The organism is Streptomyces sp. NPDC021356, assembly GCF_040641015.1.
Taxonomy (GTDB): Bacteria; Actinomycetota; Actinomycetes; order Streptomycetales; family Streptomycetaceae; genus Streptomyces.
This window is the reverse complement of record NZ_JBFACU010000036.1, coordinates 24,575-42,760: the sequence shown is the minus strand read 5'-3', so window position 1 is coordinate 42,760 and position 18,186 is coordinate 24,575. Positions and strand designations below refer to the sequence as shown.

Genomic DNA, 18,186 nt, shown 5'->3' with positions numbered 1-18,186 from the left:
AGGCAGGCCCCCGCAAGTCCCCGCATCCCCGCATCCGTGCAGGTCGGGCCGAGTGCGGGGAGCGCCGCAAGTCCCCGCAGGGGTCCCCGCGGGGTCCCCGCACTCCCCGCAACCCGGCCGGTCACGACTCGTGCCCTCCGGTGCCGCGGTCGGCGTGGACCTCGACGCGCCAGAGGTTCTGCTTCCGGTGGCTGTCGACGATCATCACGACCTTGTGCGTGCCGAAGTAGCGGCCCTGCCGGGCCTTCAGCCAGATGCCCAACTGGTTCGCGCTCGGCGGCTCGTCGCCCTTGCGCGGCACGTGGTTGGGCAGGCCCTTGATCAGGGCGCCGGTGGCCAACGGCTCGCTGCCGTAGGTCTCACGCCACATCTCCAGGAAGAGCGACCACTCCTGCAGCTCGTCGTCCTGGTCCCGGGCCTCATTGCGGTCGGCCATCCAGCCCTCGACACCGAGGAAGTCGAGTAGGCCGGCCATCATCGAGGCCCACTCGCTGTAGTCGCCTTTGCGGACGCGGACCTGGGGGGTCCCCGCGGCGACCCAGGCCCGGACGAGGGTGACGAGCGCGGCGACGAGCGTGGACGCGTTGGCGCGCAGCCACGGCCGGAGGTCGCCGATGGTGAAGTTGTCGCGCTGGTCGGGGTCCGGGCAGTCGGGGTCCAGACGGACCCAGAGGACGCGGCGCCCGTTGTCCCCGCCGGTGCGCAACGCGTTGCCGGTGACGATCCACAGCCGGTCGTTGGGCATCGTCACCTTCGACGTGGCGCCGAGGACGCGGTCACCCCACACCTCGGATGTCAGCAGCGCCGACAGCACGGGCGACTTGATGACGTAGCCGTTGGGGAGGTTGTCGAGAACGACGACGGGCTGCCCCGTGCCGTACAACTGCGTGGTGATGCTCTTCCGCAGCTCGGTGTCGTTCTCGGGCCAGGCCGTGTCAGCGATGCCGTAGGCGTGCCGGAAGATGTCCTTGAGCAGCGACTTGCCGGACCCGGCTGCAGTCGCGGTGAGCACGAACATGGGCGTCGGGCCGTGGAAGTACGGGCGCAGGATCGGCGTCAGCAGCGCGCCGAGGAAGTGCGCGCGGTCGCTGGCCGCGACCCACGGGAAGTCCTTCAGGACCTGGTCGAGCACGATGCTCTTGGCCCGGTCGAGGCTGTCGCGGGTCACCTGCGGCTGGAGTCGGCGCAGCTTCACGCGAGGCTCCAGGTACAGGCCGGTGGCCCGGTCGTAGCCGAGGGAGTCCAGCAGCGTGCCGTCGGGCCGGATGACCGGGGAGGTGACGACGCCGCGCAAGGTGGGCAGCGGCCAGTCCTTCCGGCCGAGGATGGTTGAGCAGCTCTTGGGCATGAGCAGCTCCCGTTCCTCCTCCAGCTGCTCGGTGAGCGGGTTCCGCTTCAGGGTGAAGCTGGAGACGTGGTCGGCGAGGTAGGCCCGCAGGTTGTCGGTGCCGAGCTGCTGCACCACGGGGTCGTCGTTGTCGTCGCGGTAGACCCAGCAGGGGCCGCCGGACCGCTTGTACAGGTCGGGCAGGCGCCCGTCGGCCATCAGCGCCAGGACTCCGTCGATGCCGTCGGCCTCGTTGGTGATGTCCAGCTCGGGCCGGGACGGGACGGACCGCAGCTGCGGGCCCCCTTCGAACCCCTCCTGCGGATCCGGGAGGTGGTCGGGGTCGAGCGCGGACGAGCCGTCGGCGAAGTGCTGGGACTGCGCGGGCACGGACGACAGGCGTCGGCGCGGCGGCTCGGAGCCGTACCCCTCGCGTCGGAGGGCCGCCGCCGCAGCCTTGAAGTTTCCGCCGTGGTTCAGCGCGGCGTAGGCTCCGAACTTCGTGTACGGCACGTCCGCCTGCAGCTCCGAGCCGGTGGCGAACACCCATAGCCGGTCGTGCTCCGGGTCGCGCCCGGTCGTGGCCTTCACCCCGCCGACGCCGTCAGCCCATCCCCAGTAGGTGGTGGACCCGCGCGTGATCAGCGGGCGGAAGACGCCACGCAGGATGTCGGCCCAGTCCGCGCGAGCCTCGAAGTCTTCGCCCGGGCGCACGCCGCCCTCGGGCAGCGGCTGCTGCGGCCTGGGCGCAGTCTTCGGCGACTCGGGCTTGGGCAGGGTGTCGAGCATGCGGCAGACGTCGCGGATGGCCTGCCACCTCTCGACGTCCAGCGTCGGGATGGTGGCGGGCCCGCCCTCCAGCCGGACGTACGGCTGGCCGGAGGCGTGGACGGCGCCGCTGGACGGCTCCACCAGGCCGTATCCGCCCTGGCCCCGCGTCTCGATCTGGACGCGGATGATGCGGGCGCCCGGCTTCTCGCGGAGCCGCTGCCGCTCCTCGTCGGTGTACTCGTCCTCACGGGCGAGCCTGCTGGCCAGCTTGGTGTTCCCGGGGACGTCGGTGCCCTCGACGCGCACGCGGTAGTGGCGGCCGCCGGACGGGGACTCGGTGGCCCAGCCGGTGAGTACCTGTGTCCAGGTCTCGCCGAGCCCGGAGGCCTCCATGATCTCTGTGGCCTCGTCCAGCAGGCCCTCGCGCACGGCGTGGCCCTCGAACTCGATCATCTCGACGTTCCCGGAGACAGCGCCGTAGACAACGGCGATACCGGCCGGCCGACCACCGCCGAACCAGGCGTCGTGCTCGTCGGGGGTGGATCGCTCGAGCTTGTACGGGGTCCAGGAACGGACGGACGGGGCTTTGCTGCCGTCCGCCTTGATGGGCAGGACGCACAGGCCAGCGTCGTGCAGCTCGCGGGCCGCGGCCCGGAGGTCGACGGTCTGTGAGTCGGTCAAGAGGTGCTCCCGTGGTACTGGTCCAAGTGCCTGGCCTTGATCCCGCCGATGAACGCCCGTATGCCGGACGGCCGGATCGGCTCTTCGCGGGGCTTCGGGCACCCGGGGCGGTAGCACTCGTAGCGGGCCTGGACGTTCTCCATGTCCACGAACAAGGAGCCGTGGACGAGGGGGGTGGCCGCGGCGCCCGGGGTGGCCCGGGCGCGTGCGGCGGACGCGGTCAACGGGCCGCCTTGCTGGTGCGGGTGAACCACGTCTCGACGTCCTCGACGTGCCCGGAAGCGACGGAGGCCTGGAAGGACGCACTCAGGTGCTGCTCCTCCTGGTGCTCGGCAACCTCGGTCCGCAGCTGGGCGAGCGTGTCGGAGGCGCGCTGCCCGTGCGGCACGATGACGAGGTGAGCAGGCCAGAACACCGTGGTCGCCGAGACCGTGCCGTCCTCGACGGACTGCACCGTGGACCGCATGAGTTCCAGGCCCTGCTGACGGGCCAGCTCCAACGTGTCGTAGGCGGCGAAGGCCTCCGACACGCGATCGAACACCGCCCGCGGGTCTCCGCTCTCGATGACCATCTGTGCGAGGTGGTCGAGCAGCTGCTGGAAGGCAGGGCTCGTGTCGTCCTCGCGGATGCTGTCGATGCGGGCGAGGGCACGCTGCACCGGGGTGGTGCGGGTGGCCGGGGACGTCTCGGCCGTGGGAATGTGCTGCATGAGCGGACCCCGTCTCTACTTGCTGGTGGTGTCGGGCTGCTCGGACGGCGCCTTCGGCTGGACCCCGGGGGCGCCGTCGTCAGTGGTGGCCGCTGCCGACTGGACCTCAGCAGCGACGAACTCGGCGAGGCCGAGGAAAGAGAGCAGGTCGGTCTTGCGGACGCGGTAGGCGCGGCCGAACTTGACGACTTCGATGGGGAACTCGCCCGCCTTGATCAGGTCGTAGCCGAGCGTCTCGCCGATGTTGAGGGCGGAGAACGCCTGGAGAGCGGAGGGCATCGCCGGGAGGGCGGCGACCTGTGCGGCGGTGAGCGGCGCGGCGGTCGTCATGCGACCACCTGCGCGGGGATGAAGGCGCGGCCGGCGCGCTCCATCGGTATGAAGAGGACGAGCAGGTCCACACCGAGTCGGGCTGCGATGGCCTTGGCCTTGTCCTCGGTGACGGTGCGCTGCGCGCCGGACATGAGCGCCCCGATGGTTCCGTGGGCGACGCCAGCCGCGGCGGCGAGCTTCCGGGCGCTGACGGGCGCGCCGGTGCCGGTGCGCTCCATCAGGAGCTTGAGCCGGTCGCCGCTGGCGACCGCGTACATGGTGGGTGCTGGGGTTCCGGACATGCGTCGTTCACCTCGTGGGACGTCTCGTTCATCGCGCTGAACGGCGATGGGTAGAGCATCACACGGGCTGAACGAGATGTCCAGCGAACTGAACGTAGGTGGGGGTTGTGTCAAGAATCAGCCATTGGATTCCGGTGGGCTGGCGAGATCGGTTCGCGTGCTGAACAATCCGTCCAGTGAGTGGAACGATCGCCCCGACTGACCTGCGCGTACGTCACCTGCGCTCCAAGAGCACACCTGAACGACCAGAGCGCACACGAGTTCACAGGAGTGACAGGATGAGCCCCATGGCGGCACACGACGATCAGGTGAGAGAAGACGCCGGCGCCCCTGAACGGCGCACGCAATTCGCGGACTTGGTGCGAAGGCGTCGATCAGAGTTGAACGAGTCCCTGGCGACCTTCGCGGCGAAGGCTGTCGACCCCGTGTCGGGGAAGCGCGTCACGCGTGGCTGGATCTATCGCCTGGAGTCTGGGGAGCCTGTGACACCCCCAGAGGTCCAGGAGCTACGAGCGCTGGCAGCCGCCTGCGAACTCCCGATGGAGCAGTTGCAGGATGCGGCCGGCCAGCAGTTCCACGGGGTGGACCCCCTGGTCAGCGGCTCATCCGAGGCCAAGGCCTACGTGCGGAAGCTCGACCAACTCCCGCCTGATCAGCGGGACCGCCTTCTACGGTTGATCGACACGCTGGTTCCGCCAGACGACGACGCCGAGCAGTGAACGACGCATTCCCCTTTGCCTCACTCTGGGTGATCAAAGAGAGCAGGCCGTAGAGATTTGCGGCCTGTGGTGCGATCATGTCCGAACGCAGTTGGCCGATACATGTACTGGTCTGACCGTGTGTTCGAACGTGTGCACGAATATCGTGCCGGTGATGGGGGAGGTTGCATGGAGTCACGGAAGCGGGCCAGGCGGGCCTGGTTCGTCGAGAGCGAAGACGTGCCGGATGGCGAGGTGATAGTGCCGATCCGGACGAAGTCCGGTGACCTGGCGCTCGCGGTGAAGCCGGGCGAGATGACAGCCGCCATGTTCGCCGGACTGAACGCGGTGGCACGGCACCTGGTCGGTGTCGGACTGGTCCACATCAGCGACAATGAGAAGCCGCCCGAGCGGAAGGAGTAGGACTGATGCCGTCAGCACGCCGGGCCGGAAGCATCTACCGCCGATGCGAGTGCCGCGGGAATGACGGCAAGCTGCTGGGCAATTCCTGCCCGCAGCTGAAGAAGAAGAGCCACGGCAGCGTCGCTCTCCGCCAGGAGCTACCGCCAGATGCCGAGGGCAAGCGCCGCACTTTCCGGCGCACCGGGTACGACAGCGTGACAACGGCCCAGGGCGACCTCTCCCGCCTGCAGGCCATCCTCGCCCTGCCCGGAGACGATCCAACCGAACAGCAGCGCGTGGGTGACCTCCTCGCCGACATCTCCCAACGCCGCGCTGACATCCCCCAGGCCGCCGAGGTCCAGCGCCGCCTGGGCGTAGGCGTGCCACTCGATGGCAAGACCACCCTCGCCGAGTGGCTTGACCGGTGGATGGCCAACAAGAAGACGCGCACAACGACGAACGCCGGCTATCGCTCGCACATCCGCGTGCACCTGAAGCCCCGTATCGGGCACTACCGGCTGGACCGTCTCAACGTCGGCCACATCCAGGAGATGTTCGAGGCCATCGCTGACGAGTCCGATGTGATCCGGGCCGAGAACGCCGCGCGCCGCGAGCAGGAAGCGCGCGCGAAGTGGACGAAGCCGGGACGGCCGCCGGCCAAGGAACGCGAGCGCCTGGCCGTCGAGCGAGCCAAGCTGGCCGAGATGAAGCCGTACCGGAAGACCAACGGGGTCTCGACTCGCCATGCCATCCGTCGCACGCTCCGTACAGCCCTCAACGCGGCCATCGGGCAGCAGCTCATCACCTTCAATGCCGCAAAGTACGTCGAGCTGGGGTCCAGTGTTCGCCCCAAGGGCCTGCTGTGGACTGCCGAGCGGGTAGCCCGCTGGAGGGAGACCGGTGCCAAGCCGTCACCGGTGATGGTCTGGACGCCCGAGCAGCTGGGCGCGTTCCTTGACGCTGCCGAGGACAGCCGCCTGTACGCCTTCTTCCATCTGGTCGCCCACCACGGCCTTCGCCGCGGCGAAGGGGTCGGCGCCGACTGGGCGAACGTCCACCTGGACATCAGCCCGCCACGGATCGACGTCCTGACGGAGATCGTGGTGGACGGCTGGACGCCCATCGAGACGGCCCCGAAGACGGACTCGTCCATGTCCGCGGTGATGCTCGACCGGGAGACGGTCTCCGTGCTGCGCGAGCACCGCGCCCGCCAGGACGCTGATCGTGCGGCCCGGCTGAAGGCCGGAAAGAAGTGGTCCGAGACCGGCAAGGTCTTCACCGACGAGGACGGCAGCTGGCTGCACCCCGACGTGGTCAGCAAGGAGTTCAAGCGGATCGTGGAGGCGGCCGATCTGCCGCCTATCAACCTGCGGGACCTCCGGCACGGCGCGGCCGCCCTCGTGAAGGCCGGCGGTGGCGACATCGACGACGCGAGCAAGAAGCTGCGGCACTCCACCATCGTCCTGACCTCCGACACGTACATGTCCCTCTTCCAGGAGTACGAGCAGGACCTGACCGAGCGGGCGGCGGCGGCTGTGCCGCGGGCCCGGCGGGGAAGTGGAGCGGCCCCTGCTCCGGGCGCTGTACCGAGGCAGGGGCCGAGCGCGTCGCAGCCAGCAGACGCGGAATCTGACGAGACCCACGGTACGGGCCAGCACTGACATCGGATAGGTCTCGGAGTAGAATCGGGCACACGAGAAAGGGCCTCTGACCTGCGGGTCGGGGGCCCTTCTTGCTGGCCCGATGCTGGCCCGGAAGCCGCATAAGAGCGCGGTACGAGGCGGTACGAGACAAGGTGAAGCGGGCGCGATAAACGTTCGCTGAACGCCCCTGACCTGCAAGGGACGGTACGAGCCGGAGGGGTGCGGTACGAGGCGGTACGAGGCGCCTTGAAGGCTCATCAGACTTTTAATCCATTGGTTGTGGGTTCGAGTCCCACAGGGCCTACGGATGCGGGAGAGGGTTACCCCCTCTGACCTGCTAAGCAGCGCTCGGGTCGGCCTCGGTCGACTCGGGCGCTGCGTCGTTTTCCGGCTCTTGCGTGAGCGCTGCGTGAGCGGATGCGCCTGCGTCCTGCGGATCGGCCGGGGCCGAGGCGGACGGTTCGGCAACTGCCAGACGAGACCGGGGGATCAGCTTTGCTGCCTTCTCGGCGATCTCACGGTCCAACTCGGGGAGCAAACTCGTGTACGTGTCCGAGGTCAGAGTGATGGTGGAGTGGCGGAGCGTCTCCTTCACCGTATGGATGTCACCGCCGCCTCCGTGCGTGAGCGTTGCGGCAACGTGGCGCAGGTCCCGCAGGGTGATGGGCGGCAGGTCGGTCGTGGCGAGGATGCGGCGGAAGGTCTCTGAGACCGTCTCCGGGTGGAGCCAGGAGCCGTCCTCCTTGGTGAACGCCTTGCCGGTGTCCTGCCAGGCGGTGCCCCACTTGGCGCGCTCCTTCTCCTGACGGGCCTTGTGGTCGCGCAGCACGGTGATGTTCATGCTGTCGAGCGCGATGGTGTTGGCGCTGCCGTCCGTCTTCGGCTCGGATTCGTAGGGGCCCCAGCCGTCGACCACGATTTCCTTGGCGGGGGTGATGAGGCCGGCGCCGAGATCGACCTCGTGCCAGTCCTGGCCTACGGCCTCGCCGCGGCGGAGGCCGCGGGTGCCCATCAGGTGGAAGATCGCGTACAGCCGGTCACCCTCGGCGGCGTCGAGAAAGGTGCCGAACTGCTGCGGAGTCCAGACCATGACTGGGCCTGGGGCCTCTCCCGTCTCGCGCCAGCGCCGTACCCGTTCATCGGTCCAGAGGAGCGGCTTGGGCCGCTTGCCGGACTCCAACTCGACGTGGGAGGCCGGGTTGAAGGTGATGAGCTGCTGGGCGATCGCGGAGTTCAGCGCCGCGCGCAGGGTGCGGCGGATCGCCTGCCGGGTGGCCGGGCCAGCGATCTTCCGGAACGGCTTCATCTCCGCCAGCTTGGCCCGCTCGACCGCGAGGAGCTTCCGCTCGTTGTTGAGTGCCATCAGCGTGGCCGCCTCGCGCAGCATCCGCAGGTGCTCGGCAGTGATCTGCGGCAGGCCGAGGCCGGCGAGGTGCTCGTCGCGGAACAAGTAGGCGTACACCTCGTACGCGGTGGACAGCACGCGGGCGGCGTCCGAGGTGGACTCGCCGTGGGCCTTGATGAAGTCCAGGGCGAGCTGCTCGACCGCGCTCTCGGTCGTCTCCTCCGCTTCCAGGAGCTGGGACTTGACCAGCTCCCAGTCGGCGACGAGCCAGGTGTTGGACTCGAAGCGGAAGAAGTACTCGCCCGGGTCGATCGTGATGCGCCGGCCGTCGACCTGGATGCCCGGCAGGCGGTTCCAGCGCCCGTCGAACGCCTGGGGCAGCTCGACCGCGATGGCCGCGGTGTCGATGGTGGTCATCGTGTCTCCGTCTCTGATCGGCCGGGTTCGGACACAGGCATGCTTGAACCCGGCAAGGACGTACGGAACTTCGGGGTGCCGCCCGGCGGGAGCGGGGAGCCTGGTCACTTTGTCGGACCGTGCCGGGCGGCTGATATTCAGTGAACACGCCGTCACGCACAGTGGGTACGGTTAGGGGCGGTTGAAGCGGTATACGCGGTTTACAGCTCCGGAGCGGAGGCGATCGTGCCAGCGCAGAGAGAACCCAACTCCCGCCTGCGCGAGACCATTGAGGCGGGCTGCACCTAAGAGGCTCTGGCGAGGGAAGTCCGGCGCATCGCTGCCGAGAACGGGGAGACGCTCCAGACCTACGCCGACCTGGGCGACAGCCTTGCCGCCCAGGCCCGAGCCGACGAGGCTGTCGCCGCCTGGTCCGAGGCCGTGACCCTCATGGAGGGCATGACCTCCGACCGCACCCGCAAAGCGATCAGCTCACTTCGTCCACCCTCGCCGTCTACCAGCGCCGCAGGGTGCCAGGGGCGGCCGAACTGGCCCGCCGCGCAAGCGAAGCACTGGCCTAAGCTGCCGACCAACCGGCCGACGAAGGGACACCAACCGTGGCTCAGCCGAACACCGACGACCAGTCCAAAGCCCTCCCGCCGGCCCTCGAATCCATGACACTGTTGGTCGCCGCCGTCATCGTCCACGACAAGGCCACCGATCGCGTCGTCCTCCTCCAGCGCAGCCAGAACGCCAAGTTCGCCCAGGGCCTGTGGGACCTGCCGGTCGGTAAGCGCGAGCCCGGTGAGCCCATCACCGAGACCGCAGTTCGCGAGCTGTACGAGGAGACCGGCCTGACCGTGAAGCCGGAGTCCCTGAAGGTCGCCCACATCATTCACGGCGCCTGGGGCGTCGAGGCCCCCAACGGCTTCCTCACCGTCGTCTTTGCTGCGCACGAATGGACCGGTGAACCCGAGAACCGTGAACCTCGAAAGCACGCCCAGGTCTGCTGGGTCGACACCGACGCTGTTCCAGAAGCATTCGTGGATACGACTGCCAGCGCCCTCCACGCATATCTCAGGAGAGGGTCTCAGGTGTCACTGGACGGGTGGGGCCGGTCAGAGCTGTAGCCGTGATCACGTGGCTCTCCATGACGACCTGGATGCCAGAGCCTCTAGATCGTAGGCGGCGCTCATGGCGTGGTTCAGCTGCGGGCGGCGGCACGGACCTTGCCGATGAAGGCTTTGCCGAGGGCTGTGGCCGAGTAGGGGCCTTGACCGGTGAGGGGAGGCGCCGGCGCCCTAGTAGGCGCGGTGCGCGAGACGAGGATCTGCCGGGTCAGGCAGGGCGTGGACGATGCTGTGGGCACGGGTCGAAGTCACCAAACCAGGTCGTCATCGACGCTGACACTCGTCTTGTCGTCGCCGTGGGCAAACCGGTCCCCGGCAACCGCAACGACTGCAAGACGTGGAAGCTGTCCGGCGCCGCGGCCGCCGTCGGCCGCACCACGGTGATAGCCGACGGCGGCTACCGAGGCACCGGCCTGGTCATCCCGCACCGACGCGAACCAGGTCAAGGGGACCCCCGGCCTGGAAAGAGGACCACAGCGCCTCCCACCGCAAGGTCCGCGCGCGTGTCGAACACACCTTCGCCCGCATGAAGACCTGGAAGATCTTGCGAGACTGCCGCCTCAAAGACGCCGACGTCCACCACGCCATTCTCGGAGTCGCTCGCCTGCACAACCTCACTCTCGCTGGGTGACCGGCAGGAAACAGCCAGGACAGCCAGGACGACAGAGACCCAGGAAGCAAGTTGGCTAGGACTCCTTTCTCAGTCGCGCCCAGGTATGAGTGTCCAGGCTGTCATGGGGGCCCATGCGGGAGATTTCGGCGCCGTCGCGTCCCAGGGCCACGATGAGGGGACGGGCTCCACGGCTGCTCTGAGGCGACGTCCAAACAGCAACGAGACTGCGCTGCTCGGGAACCTCCATCCGGCGGGCACCGATAAGGACCTGCCCCACGTCCTGCCCGAGGCGTACCTTGACGCAACTGATCCATGGGGCCGCGGCGAGGGAGTGCGGAGGGTCGAGGTTGCGGGTGAGGCTGAGCACGCCTCCGCCATTGCACACGTCGAGCACATCAACGTCGACAGGATCGTCTCCGGAGCCGCTGCCGCCCCCGACGTACCGCCACTGCTTGCCGAACCACTCCAGGAGCGCAATGTGCTCACGCATCCGCAATGACTTCGGACGCCACAGGATCCAGATCGCCCCGACACCGGCAGCGTCGTCGACATCGGCCGACACCACGGTCAGCACGCGCCGCGGCACCCACCACGGCTGCGGCTCCTCTCCCGCCACCGCCCGCTTCACCACGCCCCGCAGAAAAGTCTCCCACCGGGGTCCCGCCCACACGGCCTCTCCCCATGCCTGCATGCGCCTGCGATACCCGGCGCGCGAGGGCATCAAGCGCGATGCTGCTGAGGCAACACCTCACTGCCTACAGTGAAAAGATCATTACGGGACAGCCCTTAGCGCAGGATAAAAGAGGTTCAATAAGTTATTTGCGTGGAAGCTGGGTTGGCGGAGCCCATTCCTCGTGCGAGAATGTTCCCAAGTAGCCGACCGTGAGGTGTGCTTCCTATGACAGAAGATCCCGCCCCCAGCCCGTCACAGAAGATCACCGACCGAGAACTTGTGCGCCTAGTGATGCGCGGCGTGCAGGAAATGTCTAGCGATCCAACGGTGGCGGAACTGTATAAGCGTATTCAGCTGAGGGAAGAAATGGAAGAGGATCGGGAGCACAGGGGGCGGTCTAATAAATCTGCGATCCTGGGGATCTGGGTCGGACTGACTCTGCTGCTTATTTTCATTGTCGGAACCATCGCGACCTTTCATCCGTAACGCGAGGGACTAGTAGTAGTATCAGTCCGCTGGCTGCGAGCAGAGTGATTAACGTTATCGTACCTGCTCCTGGAAGGACGGAATACATCACGATTCCGAACGAGAGCAGGGAGGACCAAAAATACATCACTGCCACGGCTCTCGGGTGAGTATGCCCGATTCGGAGAAGGCGATGGTGTAGATGCTCTCTGTCCGCCGCAAACGGAGATTGCCCGCGCAGCATGCGCCGCACCACCGCCATGGAGAGATCGGCGATAGGAAGCGCGATGATCACTCCTGGCAGCAAGGCCGCCAAGTACAGCGGTGTTGAAGCATAGACTGTGCTGCGCTCGCCGCCCAACTGCCGCGCGAGTGCATCAGGATCCACCTCACCTAGGTATGAGACACAGGTTCCTGCGAGTAGCAGTCCGAGCAGCATCGATCCGGAGTCCCCCATGAAAATGTGGGCTGGATGCGAATTGTGCAGCAAGAATCCGGCACAGAGGCCAACTGTGATTGCTGACAGTGCGGCGGCAGATGCTGCGGCTTCTACGCCGTAACCGAACCAGAGTCGATAGCAATACAGAAAGAATGCAGCACTCGCAATAGCAGTTACGCCAGCTGCCAGTCCGTCAAGGCCATCAATAAAGTTCACTGCATTGATTGATGTAAGTAGAGCGAACAGGGTGACAATGACATTTAGTGGCGATGACAGGATGATATTTCCTAAACCTGGAATCGGCAGCCACAGGAGGGTGACTCCTTGCCACACCATCAAACCCGTAGCCAAGAGCTGGGTGCCCAATTTAACGAGAGCGGTCAGCTCGAACCTGTCATCGATCACCCCCGCCACCCACAGCAGTAGGGCGCCAGAGAAAATCGCCCGGATTTCGTTCCGGTGGAAGATGTCTGCGACGGCAGGCAGGTGCTCGGCGACAAGAAGAGCGGCGGCCAATCCCCCGAACATGGCGATGCCGCCCATCCTAGGTGTGGGCGTAGCATGCATGTCGCGGGCTCGCACACCGGGAACGCTGCCAGTAGTGACCGCTAGATGACGGACAAGTCCCGTCAGTAGAGCAGTGACGGCGGCCGCAATGCACATCAGCAGTACGTAATCGCGCATGAATGGTCTCCTGATTCAAACGCGAGGGCGGCCACGAAGGTACGTGGCCGCCCACGGATCGTTCAGATCACGCCTTGCCGTAGTTGAATCCGCAGTCCTTCTTTACTCCGCCGAGGATGCGGCACACCGTGATGCTCACCCTGGCGCCTTCCGGAACTTGCTTCCGTGCTATGTGCTGCGGCTTGTTGTCGCAGAAAGCAGACGAGCCGTCGGCGTCCTCCAGCGTGACCGAGCCGCCCTTCCACGACCACTTAGCCCATGCGGCCGCGCCGTCCGCCTCGGTGTCGCAGACCTGGAACGCCTCCGGGCTGTATCCCCCCCAGAAGATCGCCTTACCGCCGCGAGTGCTGCCGCCATCTTCTGTGTAGACGACGGTAGTGCTTCCGGCCGCCTGCGCCGGACCTGCGGCAAGAAGAAACGCCGCGGGTACTGCGGCGAGTGTCGTGACTACGTGAATGGCGCGTATCCTGCGGGTGGAGCGCATACGTCCTCCAGATGTTGTGTTCCGATTCGGGGGGATCTCTGGCCACTGCTTGCCGGCACCCGGCCAGGGGTCCCTCATCCATTTACTTCGCACGCCGCAGTGCGGGCGGGACAGACGGTCCCGGCTCAGTACGGGGCGTGGCAGGCCGCGTCGCTCTCGTGTCGAATGGTTAGACCTGAGCAGGCGATGGTCTGCCTGCAGAAAAAATCGCTGCACGCCTCAGAAGGCATGACTCCCCCAGTCCTCCTCATCGCACGAGTGGTCGAATCGTGCGGCACCGCGGTGAGGTTAGAACAGTGCACCTGGCAATGTCACTCACTAAAGTCACCAGCGTGTCACCCATCGTTACTCTTAGTTGTTGCAAATTTGAACTAATGGCGGACAACGGGGAGATATCGCCTGGAGGGCGATCGTTTGTTTACGGGCCGTAGTTGCCATCGGAGAGAGATGGGGGAGTTTGTGAGCCTGGCCACAGCTTGAACGTGCGGGTGGCCCTCAATGCGGGTTCACGGAGTGAGGATCGAGTGATGTCGGGCCTTGGCCTTACAGTGGCCGGTCTGCTTCGGTAGCCGTTGGGCCGTGAGGCGCGCGCAGGGTGGGGGCTGACCGACGCCGAGGGGGCCGCGCACGAGCGGATCACGAGGCATTCGCGGGTGTTGCTCTCTGAAGGGTGCCATCGGGTCGTTCGTTTGCTGAGCAGACCGTCAAGCAGCTTGGGTGTGTGGTGCTGGAGCCGATGGGAACCGACGCGGAAGCGTCTGGCCGGATGGCTTCCTTGCGTGAGCGATGCGTGAGCGGACGACGGGGCAGTGACCGTCATTGATCATGCCGGTCCTCCGATTGGCCCTGCTTTGACCAGGCGCTTCCGGATACCGAGGCAGTCTCCAGAACCGCCTGGCATGCCATGGCCAGGACTTTTAATCCATTGGTTGTGGGTTCGAGTCCCACAGGGCCTACCGAAGCGGGGAGGGTTTCCCTCCGGCCCGCAGCGCAACGCGGCGCCCCGACCGGTCCTGACCGGGCGGGGCGCTGCGGCGTGTGCGGGGTGACCGGCTCCGGTGCGACGTGGCGACGTGGTCGCGGGCAGCTCCTGGCCGGTGTCCGCGCCGCGCCTGGACGAACGACGTCAACCTCGTCCGTGCAACGGCGCCTTGGACAACCGGCCGCGCCCGGCCGCGCGGTGACCCGGATCACAGCGGGTGAGTGCATAGAACTGGCCCTGCCACAGTCTTGTCCCCAGGTGTAGGCAATGGGCGGGAACGGGCGGGAACGGGACGGTGTGGATGCGGCAGGCTCTGGCCGGTGAGTTCGACGAGTTCGTGGCGGCCCGCTGGTCGGCGTTGCTCCACCTCGCCCGGTTGCTCACCGGCGGTGACCGGCACCGGGCGGAGGACCTGGTGCAGGACTCCCTCGTCAAACTCTGGTTCGTGTGGCCGAAAGTGGCCCACGAGGCGCCGGAGGCGTACGTCCGCAGGGTGATGGCGCGCGCGGCGGCCCGCTCGGCGCGGCGGCGCTGGTGGGGCGAGCGCCCCGTCGACCAACTGCCCGAGACGCCCGTGGCGGGTGACGTCTCCGCGACCGTGGCGGAGCGCTCGCGGCTGGAGGCGGCACTGGCCCGGCTGCCGGCGCGGCAGCGGGCCGTGGTGGTGCTGCGCTACTACCAGGACCTCTCCGAGAGGCAGGTGGCGGACGCGCTGGGCTGCCCGGTGGGCACGGCCAGGTCGCACGCCGCGCGCGGAGTGGCACGCCTGAGGCAGCTCCTGGACGACGTCAGCGAGTCGGTGGGCTGAAGGAGAGACCATGGACCACTTCGAACGGCAGTTGACGCAGATGATGCGCGCCGCCGAGGAGCACACCCCCTTCGAACCCCGGCACCGCGAACGCCTGTGGGCCGGCGTACGGGCCCGCCGCCGGGCGCGCAGGGCGCAACGGGCCGTCGGGTCGCTCCTGGCGGTCGCCGGAGTCGGCGTCGGTGTGTTCCTGCTGCCCGGCACGCGTGTCGGCGTCGAGCCCAGCGCGCCCCGCCCGCGCCCCGCGTCGAGCCGGTTGCCCTCCCCTTCCTCGCCGGGGACGTCACCGTCGCCGGGGCAGTCCCCGAGCGGCACGCCCACCTCGGTCGCGACGTCCGGCCGGCCGTGGCCGGACAGCACCTCTCCGTCGTCCCTGACCCGTCCGCCGGGATCGACGGAGGCGACAGGGACCACAGGGATGACAGGGACCACAGGGATGACAGGGACCACCGGGGTGACCGGGACGACGGGGACGACGGGGTCGGCGACGAGTTCCTCGTCGGCCTCCCACACCCCGCCCCCGCGGACCGCGCCCCCGCCCAGCTCCTCCTCCCTCACCGGGCCGCCCGGCTAGAACCGCCCCCCGGCCCACACACCCCGGACACAGGTCCCTCCCACCACTTCCCGCCGGCCCGCCCGGTACCCCACCAGGAACGGACGCCCGATGACCACGACCCTGCCCGCCACCGAGACACAGGGCACCCCGGGCACCCCTCGGGCGGGCGGCACCCCCGCGCCGGACCCGGCCGCCGCCACCCGGTCCGCCCCGCCCGGCGGGCCGCTGCTGCGGCGAATAACCGGCCGGCTCACCCCGACCGACCTGCGCGTACTGCGCCTGTACCTCTTCACCCGCCTGGGACTGTGGCTCGTCGCCTACGCCAGCGCCTGGCTCACCCCCGCCGCCGGTTCGGACAAGACGCCCGCCACCTGGCTGTCCCGCTGGGAGCAGTGGGACTGGGTGCACTACCAGCACATCGCCCAGTACGGCTACTTCGACCCGTTCCCGGGCCTGGATCCCCCGCACGACAACCGGGTCGCCTTCTTCCCCGGCTTCCCCCTCGCGCTGCGCGCCGTCCACACCGTCGTTCCGAACTGGACCGTGGCCGGGCTGCTGATCTCCCTGGTGAGCGGCGCCGTGGCCGTGGTGGCCCTGGCCCGGATCGCCGGACTCGGCCGGCCGGCCGGCGACGGTTCCGGTCCGCGGGCCGCCGCCCTCCTGCTGTTCTCGCCCGCCGCGGTCTTCCTCGCCGCCGGCTACACCGAGGCGCTCTTCCTCGCCTTCGCCCTCCCGGCCTGGCTCGCGGCCAAGCACCGCAACTGGCCGCTCGCCGCTCTCCTCGGCGCGGCCGCCACCACCGTGCGGATCAGCGGCCTGTTCCTGGCCGCCGCGATCGCGGTCGAACTCCTGATCGTCGTGCGCGCACAGGGCCGGGCGGGCGGCCCCTCCCGCCCCTCGCTGCCCCGGCGGCTGCGCCCGCTGGGCTGGTGCCTGCTGCCGGCGGTGCCCGCCGCCGCGTACACCGTCTACCTGCGGGTGCGGACCGGGGACTGGATGGCCTGGAAACACGCCGAGGAACGCGGCTGGTACCGCGACTTCCACAGCCCCGCCGAAGCCTTCCGCAACACCTGGAAGAACGCCTTCGGCCACCTCCAGAGCACCGGGTACGCCGTCGAGTTCCAGCTGGAGCTGGCCGCCATGGCCGTCGGCGTGGCGCTGCTGGCCGTGCTGCTGGTCCACCGTCGCTGGCCGGAGGCCGTGTTCGTGGCGCTCAACCTGTGGGCGCTGGGCACGTCGTACTGGTACCTCTCCGTGCCGCGCGCCACCCTGCTCTGGTGGCCGCTGTGGACGGGCCTGGCCCACTGGAGCCTGCGGCGGCGCTGGGTGAAGGAGGCCTACGTCGGCGTGGTGGCACCGCTGACGGTCGTCCTCGCGGTCACCTTCACCTCGGGACGCTGGACGGGGTGACCGACGGGGTGACCGACCCGGTGACTGACGAGGTGTCCTCGGTCTCCGGTCCGAGGGCACGCTCCCGTACGGGCTGGGCTGGTAGAAAGCCCGAGGCGCCCCCACGCCTGCGAGCCCGTCCGTCGCCGAGAGAGAGCGCGCCGATGCCCTTCCCCTACGTCCTCCTGTCCGCCGCCGTCTCCCTGGACGGCTGCCTGGACGACACCGGCCCCAGCCGTCTCCTGCTGTCCGGCCCCGCCGACTTCGACCGGGTCGACGCGGTGCGGGCCTCCGCGGACGCGATCCTGGTCGGGGCCGGGACCGTGCGCGCCGACAATCCCCGCCTGCTGGTCAACTCGCCCGAGCGGCGCGCGGCCCGACTCGCGGCAGGCCGGCCGGAGCATCCGCTGAAGGTCGCGGTCAGCGCCTCCGGGGAGCTGGACCCGCGGGCGCGCTTCTTCCAGACGGGCGGCGAGAAGGCCGTCTACACGACGGACGAGGGCGCCGAACGCCTGCGCCGTGCGGGCCTCCCCGGCACCGGTACGAGCGTGGGCGCCGGCACTGACACCGGCTCCGGCACCGTCTCCGTCGTGTCGCTGGGCGGCGAACTCGACTGGCGGCGGCTGCTGGCACACCTGCACGACGTGCGCGGGGTCCGCCGGCTGATGGTCGAGGGCGGCGGCACGGTGCACACCCAGCTGCTCCAGCTGCACCTCGCCGACGAGCTGCAGCTCGTGCTTGCGCCGCTGCTGGTGGGAGACCCGCGGGCACCGCGGCTGTTCGGGCCGGGCGCGTACCAGAGGGGGCGGCTGCGGCTGGTGGAGACGCGGGCCCTCGGGGACGTCGTCCTCATGCGTTACGAGCCCACGGAACCCGGCGCCGGAGGCGACGCCGCCCCCGCCGACCGGCACTGGCTGCGGATCGCGTGCGAGCTGGCCGGGGAGTGCCCGCCGTCGCGGACGGCGTTCAGCGTGGGCGCGGTGGTGGTGGCCGCCGACGGCACCGAGCTGGCGCGCGGCCACTCGCGCGAGGCCGGCGATCCGGTGGTGCACGCGGAGGAGGCCGCGCTTGCGAAGATCGACCCGGCGGACCCGCGTCTGCCGGGGGCGACGGTGTACAGCAGCCTGGAACCGTGCGCCCGACGCGCCTCCCGGCCGCGACCGTGCGCCCGGCTGATTCTGGACGCGGGGGTACGCCGGGTGGTCACGGCCTGGCGGGAGCCGGACACGTTCGTCAAGGCGGCCGACGGCACCGGGGTCCTGGCGCGCGAGGGCACGGACGTCGTCGTCCTGCCGGAGTTCGAGGGCCGGGCCAAGGCGCCCAACCGCCACCTGCTGTGACGCGTGTGCACGCGTGTGCATTCCACCCCCAGGATGG

General features: G+C 68.6%; 17 protein-coding genes and 2 pseudogenes. 10 read left to right on the top strand and 9 right to left on the bottom strand.

Annotated elements, in window-relative coordinates; translation table 11 throughout:
* Nucleotides 1-121: 121 nt before the first annotated feature.
* Genes AB0G56_RS34240 through AB0G56_RS34220 form a run of 5 tightly spaced genes read right to left on the bottom strand, consistent with a single transcriptional unit; the run spans nucleotide 122 to nucleotide 4,102 of the window.
* Nucleotides 122-2,779, bottom strand: coding sequence for a bifunctional DNA primase/polymerase (locus AB0G56_RS34240; RefSeq protein WP_360977503.1), 2,658 nt, complete (start codon nucleotides 2,777-2,779; stop codon nucleotides 122-124).
* Entirely contained in the window at nucleotides 2,776-3,003 is a 228-nt protein-coding gene (locus AB0G56_RS34235) for a hypothetical protein (RefSeq protein ID WP_360977500.1), read from the bottom strand. Before AB0G56_RS34235 ends, AB0G56_RS34240 begins: the two co-directional genes overlap by 4 nt.
* Nucleotides 3,000-3,488 (bottom strand): hypothetical protein, encoded by a 489-nt coding sequence (locus tag AB0G56_RS34230; RefSeq protein ID WP_360977497.1) that lies wholly within the window; start codon nucleotides 3,486-3,488, stop codon nucleotides 3,000-3,002. The genes AB0G56_RS34235 and AB0G56_RS34230 overlap by 4 nt, the downstream gene beginning before the upstream one ends.
* A gap of 15 nt (nucleotides 3,489-3,503) precedes the next feature.
* Nucleotides 3,504-3,818, bottom strand: a complete 315-nt coding sequence (locus tag AB0G56_RS34225; protein WP_360977494.1) for a hypothetical protein — start codon at nucleotides 3,816-3,818, stop codon at nucleotides 3,504-3,506.
* Nucleotides 3,815-4,102, bottom strand: coding sequence for a helix-turn-helix transcriptional regulator (locus tag AB0G56_RS34220; protein ID WP_360977492.1), 288 nt, complete (start codon nucleotides 4,100-4,102; stop codon nucleotides 3,815-3,817). Before AB0G56_RS34220 ends, AB0G56_RS34225 begins: the two co-directional genes overlap by 4 nt.
* Before the next feature lie 287 nt (nucleotides 4,103-4,389).
* Here AB0G56_RS34220 and AB0G56_RS34215 point away from each other — a divergent pair, with 287 nt between their 5' ends.
* The 3 genes from AB0G56_RS34215 (at nucleotide 4,390) to AB0G56_RS34205 (ending at nucleotide 6,863) form a co-directional block, all read left to right on the top strand.
* Nucleotides 4,390-4,821 (top strand): helix-turn-helix transcriptional regulator, encoded by a 432-nt coding sequence (locus tag AB0G56_RS34215; RefSeq protein ID WP_360977489.1) that lies wholly within the window; start codon nucleotides 4,390-4,392, stop codon nucleotides 4,819-4,821.
* A 168-nt stretch (nucleotides 4,822-4,989) separates the two neighbouring features.
* Nucleotides 4,990-5,223, top strand: coding sequence for a hypothetical protein (locus AB0G56_RS34210; protein ID WP_360977486.1), 234 nt, complete (start codon nucleotides 4,990-4,992; stop codon nucleotides 5,221-5,223).
* A gap of 5 nt (nucleotides 5,224-5,228) precedes the next feature.
* Entirely contained in the window at nucleotides 5,229-6,863 is a 1,635-nt protein-coding gene (locus AB0G56_RS34205) for a tyrosine-type recombinase/integrase (RefSeq protein WP_360977483.1), read from the top strand.
* 319 nt (nucleotides 6,864-7,182) lie between these two features.
* Here AB0G56_RS34205 and AB0G56_RS34200 read toward each other — a convergent pair whose 3' ends face one another.
* Nucleotides 7,183-8,607, bottom strand: coding sequence for a site-specific integrase (locus AB0G56_RS34200; RefSeq protein ID WP_360977480.1), 1,425 nt, complete (start codon nucleotides 8,605-8,607; stop codon nucleotides 7,183-7,185).
* 345 nt (nucleotides 8,608-8,952) lie between these two features.
* Between AB0G56_RS34200 and AB0G56_RS34195 the strand changes: the two are divergent.
* The 3 genes and pseudogenes from AB0G56_RS34195 to AB0G56_RS34185 form a co-directional block, all read left to right on the top strand.
* Nucleotides 8,953-9,167 (top strand): annotated as a pseudogene (locus tag AB0G56_RS34195) (tetratricopeptide repeat protein); the annotation flags it as partial.
* A gap of 36 nt (nucleotides 9,168-9,203) precedes the next feature.
* Complete coding sequence (locus AB0G56_RS34190) at nucleotides 9,204-9,716, top strand: NUDIX domain-containing protein (RefSeq protein ID WP_360977477.1); 513 nt, start codon at nucleotides 9,204-9,206, stop codon at nucleotides 9,714-9,716.
* A 248-nt stretch (nucleotides 9,717-9,964) separates the two neighbouring features.
* A pseudogene (locus tag AB0G56_RS34185) lies at nucleotides 9,965-10,347 on the top strand (transposase); the annotation flags it as partial.
* A 55-nt stretch (nucleotides 10,348-10,402) separates the two neighbouring features.
* Here AB0G56_RS34185 and AB0G56_RS34180 read toward each other — a convergent pair.
* The 3 genes from AB0G56_RS34180 to AB0G56_RS34170 form a co-directional block, all read right to left on the bottom strand.
* The gene (locus AB0G56_RS34180; RefSeq protein ID WP_360977474.1) at nucleotides 10,403-10,960 is read right to left on the bottom strand and encodes a hypothetical protein; all 558 of its coding nucleotides are present in this window, start codon (nucleotides 10,958-10,960) and stop codon (nucleotides 10,403-10,405) included.
* A 493-nt stretch (nucleotides 10,961-11,453) separates the two neighbouring features.
* Nucleotides 11,454-12,590 (bottom strand): MraY family glycosyltransferase, encoded by a 1,137-nt coding sequence (locus tag AB0G56_RS34175; RefSeq protein ID WP_360977471.1) that lies wholly within the window; start codon nucleotides 12,588-12,590, stop codon nucleotides 11,454-11,456.
* A 67-nt stretch (nucleotides 12,591-12,657) separates the two neighbouring features.
* Nucleotides 12,658-13,074, bottom strand: coding sequence for a hypothetical protein (locus AB0G56_RS34170; RefSeq protein WP_360977468.1), 417 nt, complete (start codon nucleotides 13,072-13,074; stop codon nucleotides 12,658-12,660).
* 1,283 nt (nucleotides 13,075-14,357) lie between these two features.
* Here AB0G56_RS34170 and AB0G56_RS34165 point away from each other — a divergent pair.
* The 4 genes from AB0G56_RS34165 (at nucleotide 14,358) to AB0G56_RS34150 (ending at nucleotide 18,149) form a co-directional block, all read left to right on the top strand.
* Nucleotides 14,358-14,864, top strand: coding sequence for a SigE family RNA polymerase sigma factor (locus AB0G56_RS34165; RefSeq protein ID WP_360977465.1), 507 nt, complete (start codon nucleotides 14,358-14,360; stop codon nucleotides 14,862-14,864).
* 10 nt (nucleotides 14,865-14,874) lie between these two features.
* Nucleotides 14,875-15,438: a hypothetical protein gene (locus tag AB0G56_RS34160; RefSeq protein WP_360977462.1), complete on the top strand. Its 564-nt coding sequence runs from the start codon at nucleotides 14,875-14,877 to the stop codon at nucleotides 15,436-15,438.
* Nucleotides 15,439-15,528: 90 nt separating this feature from the next.
* Nucleotides 15,529-16,830 carry a mannosyltransferase family protein gene (locus AB0G56_RS34155; RefSeq protein ID WP_360977460.1) on the top strand — a complete coding sequence of 434 codons (1,302 nt, stop codon included), beginning with the start codon at nucleotides 15,529-15,531 and terminating at the stop codon, nucleotides 16,828-16,830.
* A 143-nt stretch (nucleotides 16,831-16,973) separates the two neighbouring features.
* Complete coding sequence (locus tag AB0G56_RS34150) at nucleotides 16,974-18,149, top strand: dihydrofolate reductase family protein (protein WP_360977457.1); 1,176 nt, start codon at nucleotides 16,974-16,976, stop codon at nucleotides 18,147-18,149.
* The last annotated feature ends 37 nt before the right edge of the window (nucleotides 18,150-18,186 follow it).